Raw genomic sequence first — 20,470 nt, 5'->3', positions numbered from 1 at the left:
ACCTGCTGAGCAGGTGGATTACCGTGATTATCTATTACCCAATCGACCCTTCCATCTCGAACTTGATCAGGCGGTTCATTTCGACTGCGTATTCCATTGGCAATTCTTTTGTGAATGGCTCGATGAAGCCCATGACGATCATTTCTGTTGCTTCTTCTTCGGAGATTCCGCGGCTCATCAGGTAGAACAATTGTTCTTCTGATACTTTGGAAACTTTTGCTTCGTGCTCAAGAGAAATGTTGTCGTTTAGGATTTCGTTGTATGGAATGGTGTCTGATGTAGACTTGTTATCCATGATCAGCGTATCGCATTCAATATTAGAGCGCGCGCCGTCCGCTTTGCGTCCGAAGTGGACCCTACCGCGGTATGTTACTTTTCCGCCCTGCTTTGAAATGGATTTTGATACGATCGTTGATGATGTGTTTGGCGCAAGGTGAATCATTTTTGCGCCGGCATCCTGGTGCTGGCCTTTGCCGGCAATGGCGATAGATAATGTCAAGCCGCGAGCGCCTTCTCCCCTAAGGATGACTGCTGGGTATTTCATTGTCAGCTTGGAACCGATGTTGCCATCGATCCATTCCATCGTTGCGTTCGCATCACAGACCGCACGCTTTGTAACAAGATTGAAGACGTTGTTCGCCCAGTTCTGGATCGTCGTGTAGCGGCAATATGCGTCTTTTTTGATGATGATTTCTACAACCGCACTGTGAAGGGAGTTTGTTGTGTAAACTGGAGCCGTACATCCTTCTACATAATGTACGTGCGCGCCTTCATCCACGATGATCAATGTACGTTCGAATTGCCCCATGTTTTCAGAGTTGATGCGGAAGTACGCTTGAAGTGGTGTATCCACTTTGATTCCCTTTGGAACATAAATGAAAGATCCGCCAGACCAGACTGCTGAGTTTAACGCTGAAAACTTATTGTCTGTTGGTGGGATGATTTTTCCGAAATGCTCACGGAAAATATCTTCGTTTTCCTTCAATGCTGAATCTGTGTCTTTAAAAACAATCCCCAGATCTTCCAGCTCTTTCTTCATGTTATGGTATACAACCTCTGATTCGTATTGCGCAGAAACACCCGCAAGGTATTTTTGCTCCGCTTCAGGAATTCCAAGCTTATCGAAAGTCGCCTTGATTTCCTCTGGAACTTCATCCCACGATGTTTCAGAGCGCTCTGATGGTTTGACATAATAGGTGATTTCATCAAAGTTCAAGGAAGCCATGTCTCCGCCCCATTGAGGCATTGGCATGTTGTAGAAATGCTCCAGTGATTTTAATCGGAAATCTAGCATCCACTGGGGTTCTTCCTTCATTTTTGAAATTTCTTCCACGATTTCACGCGTCAGGCCGCGTTTTGACCGGAAGATGGAAACGTCTTTATCGGAAAACCCGTATTTATAATCACCGATCTCTGGCATTTTTTTAGCCATCGTCCAATTCCTCCATTCTTAAAGCAAGGAAACTAAGTTTCCTGCTTTGTAATAGTCCGACCCCGCAAGCCAATCTCCTGCAGGCTTTCTGTAAAAACCATCGAATAGATGATTTCTTATTGGGTGTCTTCCTCTTCCTTCAGACCTTGCTCCATTGCCTTCCATGCAAGAGTAGCACATTTGATCCTGGCTGGGAATTTCGCCACCCCTTGCAGTGCTTCAATATCCCCGAGGTCAAGATCCTCCTCTTCATATTCTTTACCCTGCATGATGTCAGAAAAAACCGTCGAAAGCTTTAAAGCTTCCTCGATGGATCTTCCTTTTACTGCCTGCGTCATCATCGAAGCCGAGGACATGGAAATCGAGCAGCCTTCCCCTTCGAATTTTGCGTCCGCGATCTTGCCTTCTTCGACTTTCATCGTCAACTGGATGCGGTCGCCGCATGTCGGGTTGTTCATATTAACTGTCAGGCTGCCTTCTTCCAAAACACCTTTATTGCGTGGGTTCTTATAGTGATCCATAATAACTTGCCGATAAAGGTTATCTAAATTATTAAAAGACATCGCTGAAATACTCCTTTGTTTTAACAAGTCCGGCTACAAGTTTGTCAATATCTTCTTCTGTGTTGTACAGGTAGAAGCTTGCTCGTGCTGTCGCGGATGCCTTCAGCCATTTCATCAGTGGCTGGGCACAATGATGGCCCGCCCGAACAGCGATTCCTTCCGCATCAAGTACTGTTGCCACATCATGTGGATGGACGTCATCAAGATTGAATGTTACCAAGCCTGCACGCATGCCTGCATCCTTCGGGCCATAGATGGTCATGCCATCGATTTCAGACATTTTATCGATCGCATAAGCCGCTAGAGCGTGCTCGTGCTTTTCGATATTATCGAGTCCAATCTCGTTCAGGAAGTCGATTGCGGCACCAAGACCAATTGCACCTGCGATAATCGGTGTTCCGCCTTCGAATTTCCATGGAAGCTCTTTCCAGGTTGACTCGTAGAGACCTACGAAATCAATCATTTCACCGCCAAACTCGACCGGCTCCATTTTTTCAAGAAGTGCCTTCTTGCCATATAGTACGCCGATACCTGTCGGCCCGCACATCTTATGACCTGAAAAAGCAAGGAAATCACAATTAAGCTCCTGGACATCGATTTTCATATGCGGAGCGCTTTGAGCCCCATCGACAACCATTATTGCTCCATTTTCGTGGGCAATTTCGGCAATCTGTTTGATCGGGTTTATGACACCTAAGACATTGGATACGTGCATGATCGAAACAATTTTTGTATTCTCTGTCACCGTTTCTCTGACAGTATCCAGTGAAATCGTGCCATCTTCCTGCAAGTCAATATATTTCAATGTTGCGCCCGTCTGTTTCGCCACCTGCTGCCAGGGGATAATATTGCTGTGATGCTCCATGTAGGAGATAACAATTTCATCGCCCTCTTTGAGATGTGCACGGCCATAGCTTGCAGCTACCGTGTTGATGGCAGTAGTAGTTCCTCTGTTAAAAATAATTTCTTCCATTGATTTTGCGTTTATGAACTTGCGAACTTTTTCCCTTGCTCCTTCATACCCATCGGTCGCTCTTGTTCCAAGAGTATGAACTCCACGGTGTACGTTAGCGTTGTATTCACGATAATATTTGTCCAGCGATTCGATAACCTGCACTGGCTTTTGTGATGTTGCCGCACTGTCTAGATAGACGAGCGGATTGCCATTGACTTCCTGATTTAAAATCGGAAATAATTCACGAATTTCGCGAGCGTTCATTATTTAACTTTCCTTTCGATTACCTCAACCAACTGCTTTTTTACTCCCTCAATTGGAAGTTCATTAACAACCGGTGCAAGGAATCCATGGATGACAAGGCGTTCAGCCTCATGCTTCGAAATACCTCGGCTCATCAAGTAGTAAAGCTGTAATGGATCAACGCGTCCTACCGAAGCAGCGTGACCTGCTGTTACATCATCTTCATCAATCAAAAGAATCGGGTTCGCGTCTCCGCGCGCTTTTTCACTGAGCATGAGCACACGTGATTCTTGCTCCGCATTTGACTTAGAAGCGCCGTGCTCGATTTTTCCGATTCCGTTAAAAATAGAGGTAGCGCTATCCTTCACAACGCCATGCTTAAGGATAAAGCCATTCGAGTTTTTGCCAAAATGGATGATGCTTGTCGTGAAGTTCTGCGTCTGTTCGCCCCGTCCGATAGCAACTGTTTTCATATCACAGTAGGAACCGTCGCCAATCAGATTGGTAAGATTATCAGAAATAGTGTTGCCGTCATTCATCAAGCCAAGAGCCCATTCGATCCTTGCATCTCTTCCGGCAATACCGCGGCGGTTCACATAGGTAGTCAGGCCTTCCGCTAATGTATCCACTGCACCGTACTGAATTTTCGCGTTTTGGCCAGCAAATGCTTCTGTTACGATGTTGACCAATCCATTCACTTTTCCTGTTGTAGAAAAATAGTTTTCGACATAAGTCAAAGAACTATTATCTTCAGCTACAACCAGCACGTGGTTGAAAAGGTTCGCTTCTGCATCATCATGCAGGAAGATTGCCTGGATTGGGTTGTTCAGCTGTACGTTTTTCGGAACATAAAGGAATGCCCCGCCGTTCATGAATGCAGTGTGAAGAGCAGTCAAGCGATGCTCGTCAGATTTGACAGCTGTCATGAAGTATTTCTTCAGCAGGTCGCTGTATTCGCGTGCCGCTGTGAAAATATCGGTAAAAATCACACCCTGCTCCTGCATTTCTTTTGAAAGCTGGAGGTATGCAGGCTTGTTGTTGCGCTGGACATACAGGCTGCTGTCCTTTGCTTCCATGTCCACAAGTGCTTTTACCTCTTCTGGAAGATCATCGACAGCTGAAAAAATATCGCTTTTCACAAGAAGTTTTTCAAACTGAGTGAAGTTCCATTTATCTATTTTCGTTTTTTCCGGTCTTGGCAAGGAAAGGTCTTCTGCTATTGCTAGTGATTGTACCCGAAGTTCTGTCAGCCAAGCCGGCTCATTCATTTCTTTTGAGAAGGAAGTAATGTACTCCTGGTCAAAAGCCCATTTTGTTTCCGTAGTCATTATAAATCCCCCCGCCGCTTAAGCTTCTTGCCCAACTGTTTCGTCCTCGATGCCCAGTTCTTTCTTAATCCAGTCATATCCTTCTGCTTCTAGGCGCTGCGCCAGCTCCGGTCCGCCGGATTTAACAATGCGTCCCTGCATCATGACATGAACATAGTCAGGAGTGATGTAATCAAGCAGGCGCTGATAGTGAGTGATAATCAAGCATCCGAAATCTTCATTGCGCATTTCATTGATCCCTTTAGAAACAACTTTCAAAGCGTCGATATCAAGACCTGAGTCGATTTCATCAAGGATTGCAATCTTTGGTTCAAGCATCATTAATTGAAGGATTTCATTGCGTTTTTTCTCACCGCCGGAAAAACCTTCGTTAAGATAACGCTGTGCCATATCAAGATCCATTTCAAGGAATTCCATTTGCTTATCCATCTTGCGAATGAATTTCATTAGCGAAATTTCGTTTCCTTCGCCAAGGCGGCTGTTCAACGCCGAACGAAGGAAGTCAGCATTTGTAACACCGCTGATTTCGCTTGGATACTGCATCGCAAGGAATAAACCAGCACGCGCTCGCTCATCTACTTCCATTTCAAGAACATCCTTGCCATCTAGCATAACTGTACCTTTTGTTACTTTATATTTAGGATGACCCATGATAGAGGACGACAAAGTAGATTTGCCAGTACCATTTGGTCCCATGATCGCGTGAATCTCTCCACCCTTTACTTCCAGGTTTATCCCATTTAATATCTGCTTGCCTTCAATCTCAACCTCAAGGTCCTTAATTGATAATACAGATCCTGCCATACTATTACCTCCATCAATATAGAAAAGATTTAAGCCGGCTCTTGCCGTCAAAATTTCTATTCTCAATTTATTCTCATTACAATCTTATAACAAATGAAAAGTGATAGCAACACTTAAGCAGTGAAAAGAAATACGACAAAACTTGAAAAGTAGGAATTTTTCATTAATGCTGCGAATAAGGAGCACAAGCCGGCCTTTTTCCACTTCGTTTATTTGAGCAAAACGGCGCTGCAACAGTCTACCTATATTTTATCAGACAAAGCTTCACAAGCTTGTATTATTTTTGCCTTCTCTTGTAAAAAAATGTACTCGAAAGCATCTGGGCAGTTATCCTCATTCGAATAATTTTGACAGCTTTTTTTATTAGTTCCAATAAGTTGTCAAGAAACCGTTGCTTTCTTGACAACTTTTCACTCCATCGACCCAAACCTGTCAAAATAACCGGGTTTTTCCATATTCACAACAAAAACAAAGAAACCAGTGCACTATACACTGGTTTCCATTTACTATTTCGTTGTTTAGGAGTGGACTCTTCTGTCCAGATCGGCGACCATCCGTTGACTTTTGATATAATCCTGCTCGCGTTTTCTTTCGACTTCCATTCTTGCGTCATGGTCCATGCTGTAAACTTCGTAACTAATCCCATGTGCTCCATGCATTGCCTTTTCCATTTCACTTGTGTAGTTCAGTTTTAGCTGACTAATAGTGAATCATCCCTTCGGTTTTTCGCTTTTTAAGAAGCGTTTTTTTGACATTCCAATCGTAACACCTTTTATTTACCACTATCAAAGCGATTAAAACCGTTAATATTTGGATGGAATGGAATAAGAAGGCCTCTGGGGAGTTCATCTCTGCCATTCTTACAATACTGCCAAAATCCTCTCCAATAGAGCCTTTCCTGTTAAGAAGCGGTCAAAAAAGAGAGCAGGTTTTTCGCCTGCTCTCTTCCGGTATTATTCTTTGACGGGTACGACTGCGCCTTCATATTTTTCAAGGATGAAGTCTTGGATTTCCTTTGAGTGAAGAACTTCCACAAGCGCTTTGATTGCTGGCTTGTCTGCATCGCCTTCACGGACGGCAACTACGTTCACATATGGAGAATCGCTTTCCTCAATCGCAATCGAATCCTTCAATGGGTTCAATCCAGCGTCAATCGCAAAGTTTGAGTTGATCAGAACAGCATCGCCTTCCCCATTGTTGAAAATTTGCGGAAGCAATGCTGGTTCATATTCAGTACCAAACTTCAATTCCTTAGGGTTGTCTTTAATGTCGTCAATGGTTGCTTTTACTTTTTCCACGCCATCATTAAGTGTAATCAGACCCTCTTTTTCCAGCATTGTCAAAATTCTGCCATGGTCGGCCACTGAACTGCTCATAATGATTAGCGCACCTTTTGGCAGTTCCTCAAGACTTTTGTAGTCCTTAGAATATACTCCGATGGGCTCGATGTGGATTCCCCCTGCAATTTCAAACTTATAGCCATTGTCAGCCATTTGTGACTCCAGGTACGGGATATGTTGGAAATAGTTGGCATCCAGTTCTCCTGAATCCAATGCCTGGTTTGGAACAACATAGTCATTGAATGTCTTAATTTCCATTTGATATCCTTGTTTTTCAAGAAGCGGTTTCGCTTTTTCCAAGATTTCTGCATGAGGTACGTTGGACGCCCCAACGACAATTTTCTTGCTGTCCTCCTTGCCGCTGTCTGTTTTTCCTGCAGATGAACCACATGCTGCAAGGCCTGTTGTCAAAATCAATACTAAAAATGCTACTAACCATTTTTTCATTTTCTTTCTCTCCTTTTATCTTTTATCTAATTTCCTTGTGATGGAATCACCGATAATCTGGATTAAAAATACGATGATTAAGATGATGATGGTTGCCATCAGTGTGACATCGCTGCGACCTCGCTGAAATCCTTCCAAATAGGCGAGATTTCCAAGACCGCCCGCACCGATGACTCCTGCCATCGCCGTGTAACTTACAAGCGCGATCGCTGTCACTGTAATGCCTGAAACCAAGGCCGGCATTGATTCTGGAAGAAGAACCTTCCAGATGATCGTTGTCGTTTTAGCTCCCATGGATCTTGCAGCTTCAATAACTCCCTTATCAATCTCACGCAAACCAATTTCAACCATCCTAGCATAAAATGGCGCGGATCCGATAATTAACGCTGGCAATGCAGCATTTTTGCCAATCATTGATCCGACGATGATTTTCGTAAAAGGAATGAGCAGGACGATCAAAATAATAAATGGAATCGATCGAAAAATATTCACCACAGCGCTCAGCACCACATGAATCAGTTTGTTTCCCCATATATTATCTGTAGCAGTTAAAAAGAGCAGCAGTCCGAGGATGGCTCCTATTAGGAAGGTAGCGACCACAGAAATGGCACTCATGTATAGTGTATCAACTGTCGCTCCCCACATGCGGTCCCAGTTAACATTTGGAAACAAAGTTTCAGCCATTTGAAATCACCTCCACTCCGACTTCATGCTGGCCGATAAATGTAATTGCATTGTCCAATTCTTCTTCTTCTCCATCAAGATGGATGAACAAAATTCCATATGACCCGTTTTGTGTCTGGGAAATTTTTCCTTGTACAATCGTAACCGTTATCTCGAATTTACGGATCAAATTGGTAATTAGCGGCTGCTCGACCCCTTCGCCTACGAATGTCAGCTGGATCACCCGTCCATGCGGATACCGGTCGAGTAAATGGTCTACCGTTTCCTTTGTTTCCTCTGGTTCCGTTACTTGTTGGACAAACCTTTTCGTAATTGGCTGCTGCGGATTCTTAAACACATCCAAGACATGTCCTGTCTCAACGATTCTGCCGCCCTCCATGACTGCTACTCGGTGACAAATTTTGCGGATGACATGCATTTCATGGGTGATCAGGACGATGGTAAGCCCCAGCCGCTTATTGATATCGACAAGAAGATCCAGAATTTGGTCGGTTGTCTGTGGGTCAAGTGCGGAAGTCGCTTCGTCCCCTAGAAGAACCTTTGGATTATTCGCCAACGCCCTGGCGATCCCGACCCTCTGCTTTTGCCCGCCACTTAACTGCGAAGGATAAGCATCTCCCCGGCCATCAAGACCGACAAGCGAGATCAATTCTTTTACCCTTTTGTCCCTTTCAGCTTTCGGCACTCCTGCAATTTCGAGAGGGAATGCAATATTATCTGCAACCGTCCTCGACCAAAGGAGATTGAAATGCTGGAATATCATGCTGATTTCCTGTCTTGCTTTTCTTAATTCTGCACCCTTAATCTTGGAAACTTCCCTGCCTGCAACAATGACAGATCCTGATGTTGGAATTTCAAGCCCATTTAACATACGAATTAGGGTACTTTTTCCTGCGCCGCTATATCCAATGACCCCGAAGATTTCGCCTTCTTTTACTTCAAGATTAACATCATCTACCGCCTTGACTTCGCCTTTTTTTGAAGGATAAATCTTTCTAGCTTTTTTTATCGTAATCAATTGACTCCCCCTCTTTCGCAACCGTTCTATCCACCTGAAAAATACCCTAGTATAATAGGAAGGTTATCAATCTATTTTCCCATTCAGCAACCAAAAAATTCATGAAAAAGCCTTTCTGCAAATAAGCAGAAAGGCATAGTCGTAGGCGGTATCCTTTCTCTCATCTGCCAAAGCAATCAGCTTTGAGTGAATTGGCACCATTTCAGATAAGCAAGCTTACTGATGGTTGCCGGGCTTCAACGGGCACTTCCCTCCACCTCTCTTGATAAGAGTATGCTATTAAATTTTTACTAGCTATTTTAGTTACGAATGTGATTGTAGCACGGAACAAAAATGGGTGTCAATAAAATTATTTCAAAATTCTTTTTCTCATGGTCCTTTGATATTATACTCTTGCAGGTATCCCAAGTACTCCCGTTGCCTTTTCAATAGCCTGCTCGAGGTCAGCGATAATATCATCACTATTTTCAATGCCAACAGAAAGACGAATTAAATCTTCCGGAACACCCGCAGCTTTGAGTCCGTCTGAATCGAGCTGCTGATGGGTAGTGCTTGCAGGATGGATAACCAAGCTCTTCGCGTCGCCGACATTGGCAACATGGGACCATAATGTCAAGGCGTTGATCAGTTTCGCACCTGCTTCTCGGCCACCTTCTATTCCAAATATCACCACTGACCCAGCACCTTTTGGAAGGTATCGATCTGCCAGATGCTTATCAGGGTGAGAGTCATGGCCAGGGTAGGTGACCCAAGTAACGGCTGGATGTGACTCAAGATAGTCTACTATCTTCCGCGTATTCGCAACATGCTCTTTCATCCGGACATGCAATGTTTCGATTCCAAGATTCAATTGGAAGGCACTCTGCGGGCTGATGGCCGGACCAAGATCACGAAGCAGCTGGACCCTTGCTTTCACAATATATGCGGCGGCTCCTATGGCTTCACTATAAACAATATCATGGTAGCTAGAGTCGGGTTCATTGAAACCAGGAAACTTAGGGGATTTCCAATCGAATTTCCCACCGTCGACAATGATTCCGCCCATAACTGTACCATTGCCTAAAAGCCACTTGGTAGCTGAGTGAATGACAATGTCTGCTCCATATTCAATCGGCCGGCATAAATAGGGCGTCGCAAAAGTATTATCGATGATCAGCGGAACACCAGCTTCATGCGCAATCTCCGCGACAGCTTCTATATCCAATACCCTAAGACTTGGATTTCCAATTGTTTCTGCGTAGACCGCCTTTGTTTTTGGGGTAATGGCCTTCCTGAAATTTCCAGGATCATCGGAATCCACAAAGTGAACGGTAATTCCATATTTCGGCAATGTTACGGCAAATAGATTGTAAGTCCCTCCGTACAGGTTAGAAGCAGCGACAATTTCATCCCCTGCATGGGCGATATTTAAAATCGCCAACGTAATTGCAGACATACCACTTGACAAGGCAAGGGCTCCAACTCCCCCCTCCAACAAGGCGACCTTTTCCTCCAGTGCCGTGACGGTAGGGTTATGAATTCGCGAATAAATATAGCCTGGCTCCTTGAGTGCGAATAAATCAGCTGCATGATCTGTGTTTTCAAACTGGAATGCATTACTAGCATAAATCGGCACAGCTCTAGCTCCCGTTACCGGATCTGGAGACTGTCCTCCGTGTACACCAATCGTTTCGATTCTGTAATTTTTTTGCTCATTTGCCATCTTCATCTCTCCAATCATAAAATTTTCGGAAAGGTGATACAAAAAGCCCTCTTCTTAAGAAGAGGGCCATTTATCAACTCTCCTTATCTTTTCAGAGTATTTACTCTGCAGGAATTAGCACCGTGTTTTACCAACCGGTTGCCGGGCTTCTTCGGGCCAGTCCCTCCGCCTCTCTGGATAAGAATATTCAGTTTGTTTTCATTGCGTTAAAGTGATGATACCACGATCGAAAATGTAGGTCAATCTATTTTCATTTTTCAGAATGAATTTGCTAATTCGGCAAAATTCTTCATTTCCCGAGAAATATCTCCAAAGAACCACGGTCATTTGGCGGTTTTCATAATTGGAATGCCGGATTTTGTCCCTTGCCATCAGCCTTGCAATTCTGTTAATTTTTCAAATAAATAAGGAACGGATTGAAAGGCATAGATTTTCTCCTGTACCTCTCCGTTTTTTATTAAAATCAAACATGGTACACTTTCTATTTCAAATCGTTCAGCCATTTCAGGAAGGAAGTTCAAATCTGCTTTTCCGGATCGGAGTTCAGGTAGCAGCTGTTCGATCACCGTCAGCATTTTGCTTGCCAACTGACAAGTACCGCATATTGGGGTGTAAAAGTATAGGTACCCTGTGTGCTTTTCTGCAAGAAAAGTTTCGATTTCCGTTTTGTTCCAATCTTCCATTTTTGAGTCATCCTTTTTCTAAGTACTCTGCATGCACATCAATATTTGCTCCAATTAAAACAGTTGCAAGATGTTTTTCTGGTGCAGTCGCCACTTCCCGGTACATCCTGTCAATGTATAAATGGTTTGCCTCAGGAAACTCTCTTTTGAATTGCTTCCTTAGCTTTTCACCTGAAGCATCAGCATCTACAAGGATATAAACATCCTTATCAACCAGCGAATCTATCAGTTCATCAAGCTTTGAAACACCGATTGTGCCATTCGTGCAAATAATTTCCACTGGTTCTTTCAGTACGGTCTGTACTTTCTTTTTATCTGACGAACCTTCTACTATGATCACCTTAAGATTTTTGTCCATCGCCATAACCACCTATGCACCAGAAAATAATTACTTTACAACTATTGTTACTGTTTCCACTTGAGATTGCAAAGATTTGGTCTAAGCAGCAGATCCTTATTTTTTGAAAAAAAACGCCTTGAATGCTCAAGGCGTCGGCAATACATTATTCTTTGATCATTTCTTCGTATTGTTCTGGTGTCATCAGCTTGTCTACTTCATTGCTGTCTGTCAGTTCCACTGTAATCATCCATGCCTTTTCATATGGAGATTCGTTAACGAACTCAGGGCTGTCATTCAATTCTTCGTTGATTTCAATCACTTTGCCGCTTACCGGTGCATATAACTCTGATACGGTTTTCACTGATTCCACGCTTCCAAATGGCTGGTCAACAGTGATCTCGTCGCCGACTTCTGGAAGTTCGACGAAGACGATGTCCCCTAGCTCGGATTGAGCGAAATCGGTAATGCCCACGCGAGCCTTTTCTCCTTCAACTTTTACCCACTCGTGTTCTGCAGAATAACGTAAATCTTTTGGTGTACTCATTGACTATCCCTCCAATTGTATATCTCTATCGATTAATATCGATGGGACCAAAATTACAGCCACGCTTGTTCATACTCATCCTCTTTGAAACCAACGGTCACTTTTTCCCCATCTGTCATGAGCGGGCGTTTGATGAGCATACCGTCAGATGCCAGCAGCGCCAGCAGTTCGTTTTTGGATGCTGTCTTGAGTTTGTCTTTCATCCCGAGCTCGCGGTATTTTTGGCCGCTACTGTTAAAAAATTTCTTGATCTCGAGACCGCTTTTTGCAAGCATTTCTTCCAGCTGCGACTGAGGTGGCGGATTTTCAACTATATGTACTTCGTTATAGGCCACTTCATGCTGGTCCAGCCATTTCTTCGCATTCCTGCATGTACTACATTTAGGGTACCAATAAAATGTTTTTCCCAAGACTTCCCCACCCCTTGCTAGTATCCCATAAAGAAAACCCTATAAACGGATAGTAACATATAATCTAGGTGCAATACTATCTTTCAGCGCATGAATTTAACATCCTTTTCATAAATTCAACAAAGTTTGCAAAAATCCTGCTATTTGAACAAAACACTCCTCTCGAGATCGAGAGGAGTGTTGGAAGTACGAATGTTATACGACAAAGCGTTCGACAGTGATCAGCTTTTCTGCTGCTTCTCGCTTCTTTGCGATGACATTGATTGGAGTGTGTCTTGTGAACTTGCGCAATGCTGAAGTCAGCATACGAAGGGTGTCGCCTTCTTCTGTTGCGACAAGCGTTTCCTTTGCATCCTGCTCAATTTCATTAAATGCTTCCTGACAGAAAATTTGCGTATAAAGAAGCTTTTGTTTGTTCTTCTCCACTCCATCCTTAGCGATGGCCTTTTCTGTACGAAGCACTGCAGATTCCATCGAATAAGCATTCGAAATGATATCCGCAATATTGACGAGAATCTCCTGTTCTTTCTCCAACGCTTTGCCAAACTTTTGTGCAGCCAATCCAGTTGCCAACAAGCCAATTTTCTTCGCATTTTTCACCAGGTATTTCTCCTGTGCCAATGGCTCCTCTCCTGGCTCTTCAGGCATTAGCATCATCAGCTCATCCTGAAGCTGTTGGGCTTTTTGCAATAGTGGAAGCTCGCCCTTCATTGCCTTGCGCAGGAATGTTCCCGGTACCAGCAGGCGGTTGATTTCATTTGTACCTTCAAAAATGCGGTTAATCCTTGAATCACGATAAGCTCTTTCGATTTCATACTCTTGCATGAAGCCGTATCCACCGTGAATCTGAACGCCTTCATCTACAACATAGTCAAGCGTTTCTGTTGCGAAGACTTTGTTCATTGAGCATTCAATTGCGTACTCTGCGATGGAGTCAGCAACCGCTTTCCCATTGTTGATTTCTTCTTCAGACAACTGGTTCATTCTTTCTTCGAACAAGCCTACTGTACGATAGACAGAGCTTTCGGTTGCATAGATTTTCGAAGCCATTGTCGCAAGCTTTTCTTTTGTCAAATTGAATTGGGAGATCGGTGTCTTGAACTGCTGGCGCTGGTTTGCGTATTTTACCGTTAGCCCGAATGCATGCTTCGCACCGCCAGTTGCGCCGACTCCTAACTTATACCGTCCAATGTTTAGGATATTGAAGGCTATCAGATGGCCTTTTCCTGGTTCTCCAAGGACATTTTCTACAGGTACTTGTGCATCCTCTAAAATCAAGGTGCGTGTAGAGGAACTTTTAATACCCATTTTCTTTTCTTCAGCACCTACTGACACTCCAGGGTATTCTCTTTCCACAATGAAGGCGGTGAATTGCTCGCCGTCGATTTTTGCATAGACAATGAAGACATCTGCAAAACCAGCATTTGTGATCCATTGCTTTTCGCCATTCAGCACATAATGAGTTCCTTCAGCATTTAGCTTTGCCGTAGTCTTTGCCCCTAAAGCGTCCGATCCTGATCCCGGCTCAGTAAGGGCGTATGCTGCCAACTTCTCACCGGTCGCAAGTTCTGGCAGGTATTTTTGCTTCTGCTCTTCCTTTCCGAAAAGCACGATTGGCAGTGAACCAATTCCAACATGTGCCCCATGAGAAATGGAGAATCCTCCTGCTACAGCCATTTTCTCAGCAATCAAAGCGGAGCTGATTTTATCAAGGCTCAGGCCGCCATACTCTTCAGGAACGTCTGCTCCTAAAAGGCCCAGTTCTCCCGCTTCTTTTAATAATTTTACCGTGCGGTCGAATTCGTGCTGCTCAATGTATTCCACTTGAGGCAATACTTCATTAGTGACGAAATCCTCCGTTGTTTTTGCAATCATTTTATGCTCATCTGTGAAATCCTCTGGAGTGAAAACATGATCATATGACACCTCTTCGATTAAGAAGCTTCCGCCTTTTACAAGGTTTTCTGTTTGATTGCTCATTGCTAATTCCTCCTATCTATTTTTTAGAGGGAATGGAACCCCTCCGGATTATTTCGTTTACAATAGTTCAAATACTCCAGCTGCCCCCATGCCGCCGCCGATACACATCGTCACGACGCCGAATTGCTCCTTTCTGCGTTTCATTTCATGGATTACGGTTAAAGTAAGCTTCGCACCTGTCGTTCCGAGCGGGTGGCCGAGAGCGATTGCTCCGCCGTTAACATTGACTTTCTCTTCATCGAGGCTTAGCTCACGGATAACCTGGATCGACTGGGAAGCGAATGCTTCGTTCAGTTCGAATACACCAATGTCAGAGACCTGCAGTCCAGCAAGCTTCAATGCTTTTGGAATGGCTACGATAGGGCCGATGCCCATGATTTCAGGTGGTACCCCGCCAAGCGCGAACGAACGGAATTTAGCGAGTGGCTTTAATCCAAGTGATTCCGCCTTTTCACGATCCATCACCATGACAGCCGCTGCTCCGTCACTAGTCTGTGAAGAGTTTCCTGCAGTTACTGTACCGTTAATATGAAAGGCCGGGCGCAATTTTGCGAGCGTTTCCATGTTCGTATCCGGACGCACGCCTTCATCCTGTTTGAATTGAAAGGTTTTTTCGACAAGCTTATTGTCTTTCCCAACTGTACGATGGGTTACCTCAACCGGAACGATTTCTTCTTCGAATTTTCCTTCTTGAATAGCCTTTGCCGCGCGCTGATGGCTTCGTACCGCAAAAGCATCCTGCTCTTCACGAGAAATTCCGTACTTCTTGGCTACTTCCTCGGCAGTATGGCCCATTCCCATATAGTACTGTGGGGCTGTTTCAGCCAATTTCGAATTCGGGCGAACGACATGGCCCATCATCGGTACCATGCTCATTGATTCCGCACCGCCGGCAATGATCGTGTCTGCATGGCCAAGCATGATGCGCTCGGATGCATTTGCAATTGCCTGAAGTCCAGAAGAACAATAACGGTTGATGGTAATCGCCGGGACCTCATAGGACAGACCAGCAAGTGCACCAATATTTCGTGCCATATTCAAACCCTGCTCTGCTTCTGGCATTGCACAGCCGATGATTAAATCATCAATATTTCCTTCATAATTGCCCGCTCTTTTTAGGGTTTCTCTTACTACAAGAGCTCCTAGATCATCGGGCCGGACATTAGCAAGCGTTCCCTTTTTTGCTTTTCCAACCGGTGTTCGGGCTCCGGCTACAATTACCGCTTCTCTCATCTCATTCCCTCTCTTTCCTCGGATGGTAAAACTGACCATCTATTAATTGCGCAATGGTTTTCCTTTTACGAGCATATGCTGCATGCGCTGCTGTGATTTTGGTTCAGCTACAAGGCTCAGAAACGCTTCTCTTTCCAGATCAAGCAAATATTGCTCATCTACCTCTGTTCCATATGGCACTTTGCCACCGGAAATAACATAAGCAAGTTTCTTGGCGATTTTCAGGTCATACTCAGAAATATAACCTGACAGGTGCATCGTTTGAGCACCTAGCAATAAGGTTGCATACCCCGGCTCGCCTGTTACTGGCACTTTCTTTCTAACCGGTGCTCGATACCCTCTTTCGTATAAATTCAATGCAGCTTGTTTTGCATCATATAGCAGATGATCCCTGTTGACACTGATGCCATCCGCTTCATTCAGGAAGTTATTTTCACGAGCTTCCTCTCCTGAAGTAGACACTTTCGCCAGCGCAATTGTTTCGAATACTTTATTGGCTACCTTCTGCAGGTCAAAATCAACACCATTTGGCAGGCCTTGAAGGTGCTTGATGTATAATTCCTTATTTCCGCCTCCGCCTGGGATGAGACCTACGCCAGCTTCAACAAGTCCCATATACGTTTCCATTGATGCCTGGATATGGGCTGCCGGCAAGCACATTTCAGCACCGCCGCCAAGTGTCATTCCAAATGGAGCAACAACAATTGGTTTGGAGCTATATTTGATTCTCATCGTCGTCTGCTGAAATTGGCGAACGACCATTTCAAGATCCCAAATGTTATCATCCTGCGCTTCCATCAAAATCATCGCCAGGTTCGCACCAACGGAGAAGTTCTTGCCCTGATTGCCGATCACCAGACCTTTGTAGTTTTTTTCTACTTCGTCAATCGCGAAATGGATCATCTGGAGGATGTCAGGTCCGATTGCGTTGCTGTGTGAGTGGAACTCGAGCAGTGCGATCCCGTCTCCAAGGTCGATCAGGCTGGCTCCGCCATTCTTTTTAATGACACCTCTTTGTTTCTTTAAAAGTTTAAGGTTGATGACCTTTGCATTCTCTTCTACAGCTACATACTCCCCATTATGGTAATAGTTCAGCTTGCCATCTTCTTCTTTGTAGAAAGAAGGGAAGCCTTTTTCGACCATTTCTTTTACCCATGCAGGGACGGCCTTGCCTTCTGCTTCCATCTTGCTGATTGCTTTTTCCACGCCAAGTGCATCCCATGCTTCAAAAGGCCCCATTTCCCAGCCAAAGCCCCATTTCATTGCACGGTCTACCGCAACAATATCGTCAGCAATCGTGCCCAATAAGTCTGCAGAGTAGATCAGTACTGGGCTGAAAATATTCCATAAAAGCTCGCCAGCTCTGTCTTTTGCATAAACAAGCGCTTTCATTTTATTGGCAAGCCCTTTTTCTTGTTTGGCCGTTTCAGTAGACGCTGTTTTTAATTTCTTGCGCGGCCCATATTCCAATGTCTGTGGGTCAAGTTCAAGGATTTCCTTGCCCTGCTTTAAGAAAAAGCCCTGCCCTGATTTGCTGCCAAGCCAGCCGTTCTCGAGCATCTTCTTCATAAATTCAGGAACTTCGAAAACTTCCTTTTCTTCCCCTTCCACCTGGTCATAAACGTTTTTTGCAACATGTGCGAATGTATCGAGTCCAACCACATCTAATGTACGGAAGGTTGCACTTTTAGGGCGTCCAATCATTGGACCAGTAACAGAGTCAACTTCACCAACACTGTAGCCGCCTTTTCCCATTTCTCTAACTGTTACCAGCAATCCATAAGTGCCAATTCTATTAGCAATAAAGTTTGGGGTATCCTTCGCTTCAACAACGCCTTTACCAAGTCTGTCTTCCCCGAATTGCTTCATAAACGCAAGGACTTCCGGGTCTGTATCTTTCGTTGGGATTACTTCAAGCAGCTTCAGGTAGCGCGGCGGGTTGAAGAAATGTGTGCCCAGGAAATGCTTCCTGAAATCCTCAGAACGTCCCTCTGCCATTGCCTCGACGGAAATTCCCGAGGTGTTGGAGCTGATGATGCTTCCCTGCTTGCGGTATTGATCTACATCTGTAAAAACTTTCTTTTTAATTTCAAGGTTTTCAACGACAACTTCAATCACCCAGTCAACATCCTTGAGTTTTTCCATATCGTCTTCGAAGTTGCCAGCTTCGATCAGTGCAAGGTTCTTTTTGGAGGTCAGAGGTGCCGGTTTTTGCTTCAATAACTTCTGCAGCGCGCCTGCACTGATTCGGTTGCGCACCTGCTTATCATCAAGTGTCAGGCCTTTTGCTTTTTCCTGTTCTGTTAATTCCCGAGGTACAATATCCAGCAGCAATGTCGGAATACCGATATTTGCCAGATGTGCGGCAATTCCTGATCCCATGACACCTGAACCAAGCACCGCTGCCTTTTGAATTTGTCGCATCACATTTGTCTCCCCCTTTGACTCTTTTTGAATGAATACTCATTCATTTTTGCATCAAAAAAAATATGCATGTAAATGTGTTCTGTTACTTACTACTATAAAATATTTAAAAAATTTGCGCAATAATAAGGTGCGGAAAAAATAAAATTTTTTGAAACTTTCGTGCTCCTGGTTATTTTGAAAGATTTGGGTACCCTATAAATAATTCTTTAACCAGGGGGAGATCATCATGGCAAGATTGAAAAAGAATCCATCAAAAGCGGGAGTCAGCGCTGCCAGTGTAAAAGGAAACGCTGGACCATCCATGAGTCAGGGCGGCGAAAGAAAGCAAAACAGCCAGAATAGTCAATACAAAAAATAAAGAAAAACAGGCTGACACATGTCAGCCTGAAGGTTACTTTTTGAGCATTCCTTTTAAAACAAAGGCTACGTTTGCCGGGCGTTCTGCGAGGCGGCGCATAAAATAGCCATACCAGTCCGTTCCAAAAGGCACATACACACGCATCGTATAGCCCTCTTCTGCAAGCTGGAGCTGTCTTTCCGGCATGATTCCAAACAGCATCTGAAATTCAAATTGGCTTTTCGGAATATTGTTTGCCTTGGCGAATTCCTTTGTGAAGTTGATGATATTGTCATCATGTGAGGCAACTGCTGTATAATTTCCATTCAGCAGATGCATCTTAATGATTTTCTTAAAGTTCTCATCGACATCCTTTTTATCAGGGAACGCTACTTCCGGTGACTCTTTGTAAGCTCCCTTCACCAGACGGAGATTTGGAGAGTATGGATTCAAATCTTCGATATCTTTTTCCGTCCGGTATAGATAAGCCTGAATGACGGTTCCGATATTATCGTATTCTGTTTTCAGCTGCTTGAAAATCTCCAGCGTCCTCTGGCAGCGTTCGTAGTCTTCCATATCGATGGTGACAAACACATTGTTTTTTTGGGCAGCATCCATGATTCGGCGCATATTGTTCATGAGAACTGCCTCAGAGATATCAAAACCGAGAGAAGTCATTTTGACACTCATCTGAGCATTTAGTTTTTCCCGGCCAATTGCGTTGATCGTAGCGATTGAACTTTCCGCTCTCTCGTTGGCTTCTTGTTCACTGTCCACAAATTCACCGAGATAATCGACAGTCGCCGCAAGCTTCTTTGCATTTAGCTCTTTGATGACTGTCACAGCCTGATCGATTGTCTCTCCTGAAACAAAGCGTTTTGCCCCTAGCCGCAGGCCATATTGTTTTGCCATCTTCGTGAAAAATTTATTTTTTGATAAAAAAAGAAAGAAATTCCTCATTAATTGTTCCATAGCTTTTTTCCTCCCCTAAATGAAAACGATTACAACACGTGGTAAAAAAATTGCTCTATCTCTATCGATTTTGCAAAATCATTTTATCATTTTTTTATCATTTTGAATATGACTTTTGTAGGAGAATGTTCTTTTTGATAAATCCTGTATTGCATATTTTTTTTCGCCTCGGGAACGCTACTATTCGTAGGAATGATTAGAAAACAGGAGGTTCTACTATGCAGCAGCAAAACATGAATTTTCAAAGCCAGCAGCAAGGAATCCTGCAAACGCCGCCATCCGTTGTATCGACAAAGGATTCTCTCTACTTAACAGATATGCTGTCTTGGAATTTACTAGCCATGAAAAAAGCACATTTTTTTGCACAGCAATGCCAGGATCAGGAGCTGAAAATGGAAATCGAAAATTGCGGGCGAATGCACCAAAAGCATTACGAGAAAATCCTTACGCACCTGAACAGCCCGCAAAACCAGATGAATCCTCAAGTGCCTGGAAGGCAGTAAAATGGAGACAGGAGGAAAAAACGCATGAACGAACAGAAAATCCAAAATCCGGAAACAAAAGTTCAGAAGACACCGCAGATGAATGACCGCGATTTCATCAATGATATGTTAACAACGGAAAAGTACATGACTCAGGGCTATGATACCGCTCTTAAAGAATTGAGCCACGACCAACTTTATCAGGATATTCTCGCAATTTACACGGAAACATCTAACGCACAGCGGAGCCTGTATAATCTGATGTTTAAAAAAGGCTGGTATGGAGTAGAAGCAGCCGAAGCTCAAAAGTTGCAGCAATCCCACCAGCAGTTCCAGGGATATACTAATCAATTCCCATATAGCGGGCAGCAGCTGCAATAATTGTAATTGTTGAGAAAAACCGGGCAAACTTCGCCCGGTCTTTTTTTGGGTTTGGATGATAATCGGGACTATTGATTGGAACGGAAGACACTATTCTTTATACAAAAGAAAAAAACTGGAACTAGTATCTAAACTGCATCCAAATGCCGAAAGATACCCTTATGC

21 protein-coding genes and 2 riboswitches are annotated in these 20,470 nt (G+C 44.0%); of the genes, 3 read left to right on the top strand and 18 right to left on the bottom strand.

What is annotated here, in order from left to right:
• Positions 1–34: 34 nt before the first annotated feature.
• The 17 genes from sufB to UB32_RS03590 all read right to left on the bottom strand — a co-directional run bounded on the left by sufB (position 35) and on the right by UB32_RS03590 (position 18,130).
• Positions 35–1,432 carry a Fe-S cluster assembly protein SufB gene (gene sufB / locus UB32_RS03670; RefSeq protein WP_044391287.1) on the bottom strand — a complete coding sequence of 466 codons (1,398 nt, stop codon included), beginning with the start codon at positions 1,430–1,432 and terminating at the stop codon, positions 35–37.
• Between the two features lie 116 nt (positions 1,433–1,548).
• Complete coding sequence (gene sufU, locus UB32_RS03665) at positions 1,549–1,995, bottom strand: Fe-S cluster assembly sulfur transfer protein SufU (RefSeq protein WP_044391286.1); 447 nt, start codon at positions 1,993–1,995, stop codon at positions 1,549–1,551.
• Complete coding sequence (locus tag UB32_RS03660; protein ID WP_044391285.1) at positions 1,985–3,214, bottom strand: cysteine desulfurase; 1,230 nt, start codon at positions 3,212–3,214, stop codon at positions 1,985–1,987. The genes sufU and UB32_RS03660 overlap by 11 nt, the downstream gene beginning before the upstream one ends.
• Positions 3,214–4,521, bottom strand: coding sequence for a Fe-S cluster assembly protein SufD (sufD, locus tag UB32_RS03655; protein ID WP_044391283.1), 1,308 nt, complete (start codon positions 4,519–4,521; stop codon positions 3,214–3,216). Before sufD ends, UB32_RS03660 begins: the two co-directional genes overlap by 1 nt.
• Positions 4,522–4,539: 18 nt before the next feature.
• Positions 4,540–5,325, bottom strand: coding sequence for a Fe-S cluster assembly ATPase SufC (sufC, locus tag UB32_RS03650; RefSeq protein ID WP_044391281.1), 786 nt, complete (start codon positions 5,323–5,325; stop codon positions 4,540–4,542).
• A gap of 518 nt (positions 5,326–5,843) precedes the next feature.
• A complete protein-coding gene (locus UB32_RS20150) occupies positions 5,844–5,996 on the bottom strand; it encodes a hypothetical protein (protein ID WP_198528152.1) in 153 nt (50 codons plus the stop codon).
• A 282-nt stretch (positions 5,997–6,278) separates the two neighbouring features.
• Complete coding sequence (locus tag UB32_RS03640; protein WP_044391278.1) at positions 6,279–7,112, bottom strand: MetQ/NlpA family ABC transporter substrate-binding protein; 834 nt, start codon at positions 7,110–7,112, stop codon at positions 6,279–6,281.
• Between the two features lie 15 nt (positions 7,113–7,127).
• A complete protein-coding gene (locus tag UB32_RS03635; RefSeq protein ID WP_044391277.1) occupies positions 7,128–7,796 on the bottom strand; it encodes a methionine ABC transporter permease in 669 nt (222 codons plus the stop codon).
• Complete coding sequence (locus tag UB32_RS03630) at positions 7,789–8,814, bottom strand: methionine ABC transporter ATP-binding protein (RefSeq protein WP_044391275.1); 1,026 nt, start codon at positions 8,812–8,814, stop codon at positions 7,789–7,791. The genes UB32_RS03635 and UB32_RS03630 overlap by 8 nt, the downstream gene beginning before the upstream one ends.
• A gap of 157 nt (positions 8,815–8,971) precedes the next feature.
• Positions 8,972–9,086, bottom strand: a riboswitch (SAM riboswitch).
• A 113-nt stretch (positions 9,087–9,199) separates the two neighbouring features.
• Positions 9,200–10,516, bottom strand: coding sequence for an O-acetylhomoserine aminocarboxypropyltransferase/cysteine synthase family protein (locus UB32_RS03625; RefSeq protein ID WP_044391330.1), 1,317 nt, complete (start codon positions 10,514–10,516; stop codon positions 9,200–9,202).
• An 80-nt stretch (positions 10,517–10,596) separates the two neighbouring features.
• Positions 10,597–10,700: riboswitch (SAM riboswitch) on the bottom strand.
• A 187-nt stretch (positions 10,701–10,887) separates the two neighbouring features.
• Positions 10,888–11,199 (bottom strand): thioredoxin family protein, encoded by a 312-nt coding sequence (locus tag UB32_RS03620; protein ID WP_044391273.1) that lies wholly within the window; start codon positions 11,197–11,199, stop codon positions 10,888–10,890.
• A gap of 7 nt (positions 11,200–11,206) precedes the next feature.
• A complete protein-coding gene (locus UB32_RS03615; RefSeq protein WP_044391271.1) occupies positions 11,207–11,557 on the bottom strand; it encodes a toprim domain-containing protein in 351 nt (116 codons plus the stop codon).
• 145 nt (positions 11,558–11,702) lie between these two features.
• The gene (gene gcvH / locus UB32_RS03610) at positions 11,703–12,083 is read right to left on the bottom strand and encodes a glycine cleavage system protein GcvH (protein WP_044391269.1); all 381 of its coding nucleotides are present in this window, start codon (positions 12,081–12,083) and stop codon (positions 11,703–11,705) included.
• A 53-nt stretch (positions 12,084–12,136) separates the two neighbouring features.
• Positions 12,137–12,493 carry an arsenate reductase family protein gene (locus tag UB32_RS03605; protein WP_044391267.1) on the bottom strand — a complete coding sequence of 119 codons (357 nt, stop codon included), beginning with the start codon at positions 12,491–12,493 and terminating at the stop codon, positions 12,137–12,139.
• 195 nt (positions 12,494–12,688) lie between these two features.
• Positions 12,689–14,473 carry an acyl-CoA dehydrogenase family protein gene (locus tag UB32_RS03600; protein ID WP_044391266.1) on the bottom strand — a complete coding sequence of 595 codons (1,785 nt, stop codon included), beginning with the start codon at positions 14,471–14,473 and terminating at the stop codon, positions 12,689–12,691.
• A gap of 57 nt (positions 14,474–14,530) precedes the next feature.
• On the bottom strand, positions 14,531–15,706 hold the full coding sequence (locus UB32_RS03595; protein WP_044391265.1) for an acetyl-CoA C-acetyltransferase: 1,176 nt from the start codon (positions 15,704–15,706) through the stop codon (positions 14,531–14,533).
• Positions 15,707–15,748: 42 nt separating this feature from the next.
• On the bottom strand, positions 15,749–18,130 hold the full coding sequence (locus UB32_RS03590) for a 3-hydroxyacyl-CoA dehydrogenase/enoyl-CoA hydratase family protein (RefSeq protein ID WP_044391328.1): 2,382 nt from the start codon (positions 18,128–18,130) through the stop codon (positions 15,749–15,751).
• A gap of 229 nt (positions 18,131–18,359) precedes the next feature.
• Here UB32_RS03590 and UB32_RS19270 point away from each other — a divergent pair, with 229 nt between their 5' ends.
• Positions 18,360–18,491 (top strand): YuzL family protein, encoded by a 132-nt coding sequence (locus UB32_RS19270; RefSeq protein ID WP_084221708.1) that lies wholly within the window; start codon positions 18,360–18,362, stop codon positions 18,489–18,491.
• Between the two features lie 33 nt (positions 18,492–18,524).
• On the opposite strand, the gene UB32_RS03585 is transcribed toward UB32_RS19270, so the two are convergent.
• On the bottom strand, positions 18,525–19,442 hold the full coding sequence (locus UB32_RS03585) for a proline dehydrogenase family protein (RefSeq protein WP_044391263.1): 918 nt from the start codon (positions 19,440–19,442) through the stop codon (positions 18,525–18,527).
• A 218-nt stretch (positions 19,443–19,660) separates the two neighbouring features.
• Here UB32_RS03585 and UB32_RS03580 point away from each other — a divergent pair, with 218 nt between their 5' ends.
• Both UB32_RS03580 and UB32_RS03575 read left to right on the top strand, forming a co-directional pair.
• Entirely contained in the window at positions 19,661–19,945 is a 285-nt protein-coding gene (locus tag UB32_RS03580; RefSeq protein ID WP_044391262.1) for a hypothetical protein, read from the top strand.
• A 24-nt stretch (positions 19,946–19,969) separates the two neighbouring features.
• Positions 19,970–20,305, top strand: coding sequence for a spore coat protein (locus UB32_RS03575; RefSeq protein ID WP_044391261.1), 336 nt, complete (start codon positions 19,970–19,972; stop codon positions 20,303–20,305).
• The last annotated feature ends 165 nt before the right edge of the window (positions 20,306–20,470 follow it).

Origin of the sequence: Mesobacillus subterraneus (assembly GCF_000934845.1) — a bacterium.
Classification (GTDB): domain Bacteria; phylum Bacillota; class Bacilli; order Bacillales; family Cytobacillaceae; genus Mesobacillus; species Mesobacillus stamsii.
The sequence above is the reverse complement of the archived record's forward strand: the minus strand, read 5'-3'. Positions and strand labels throughout refer to the sequence as shown.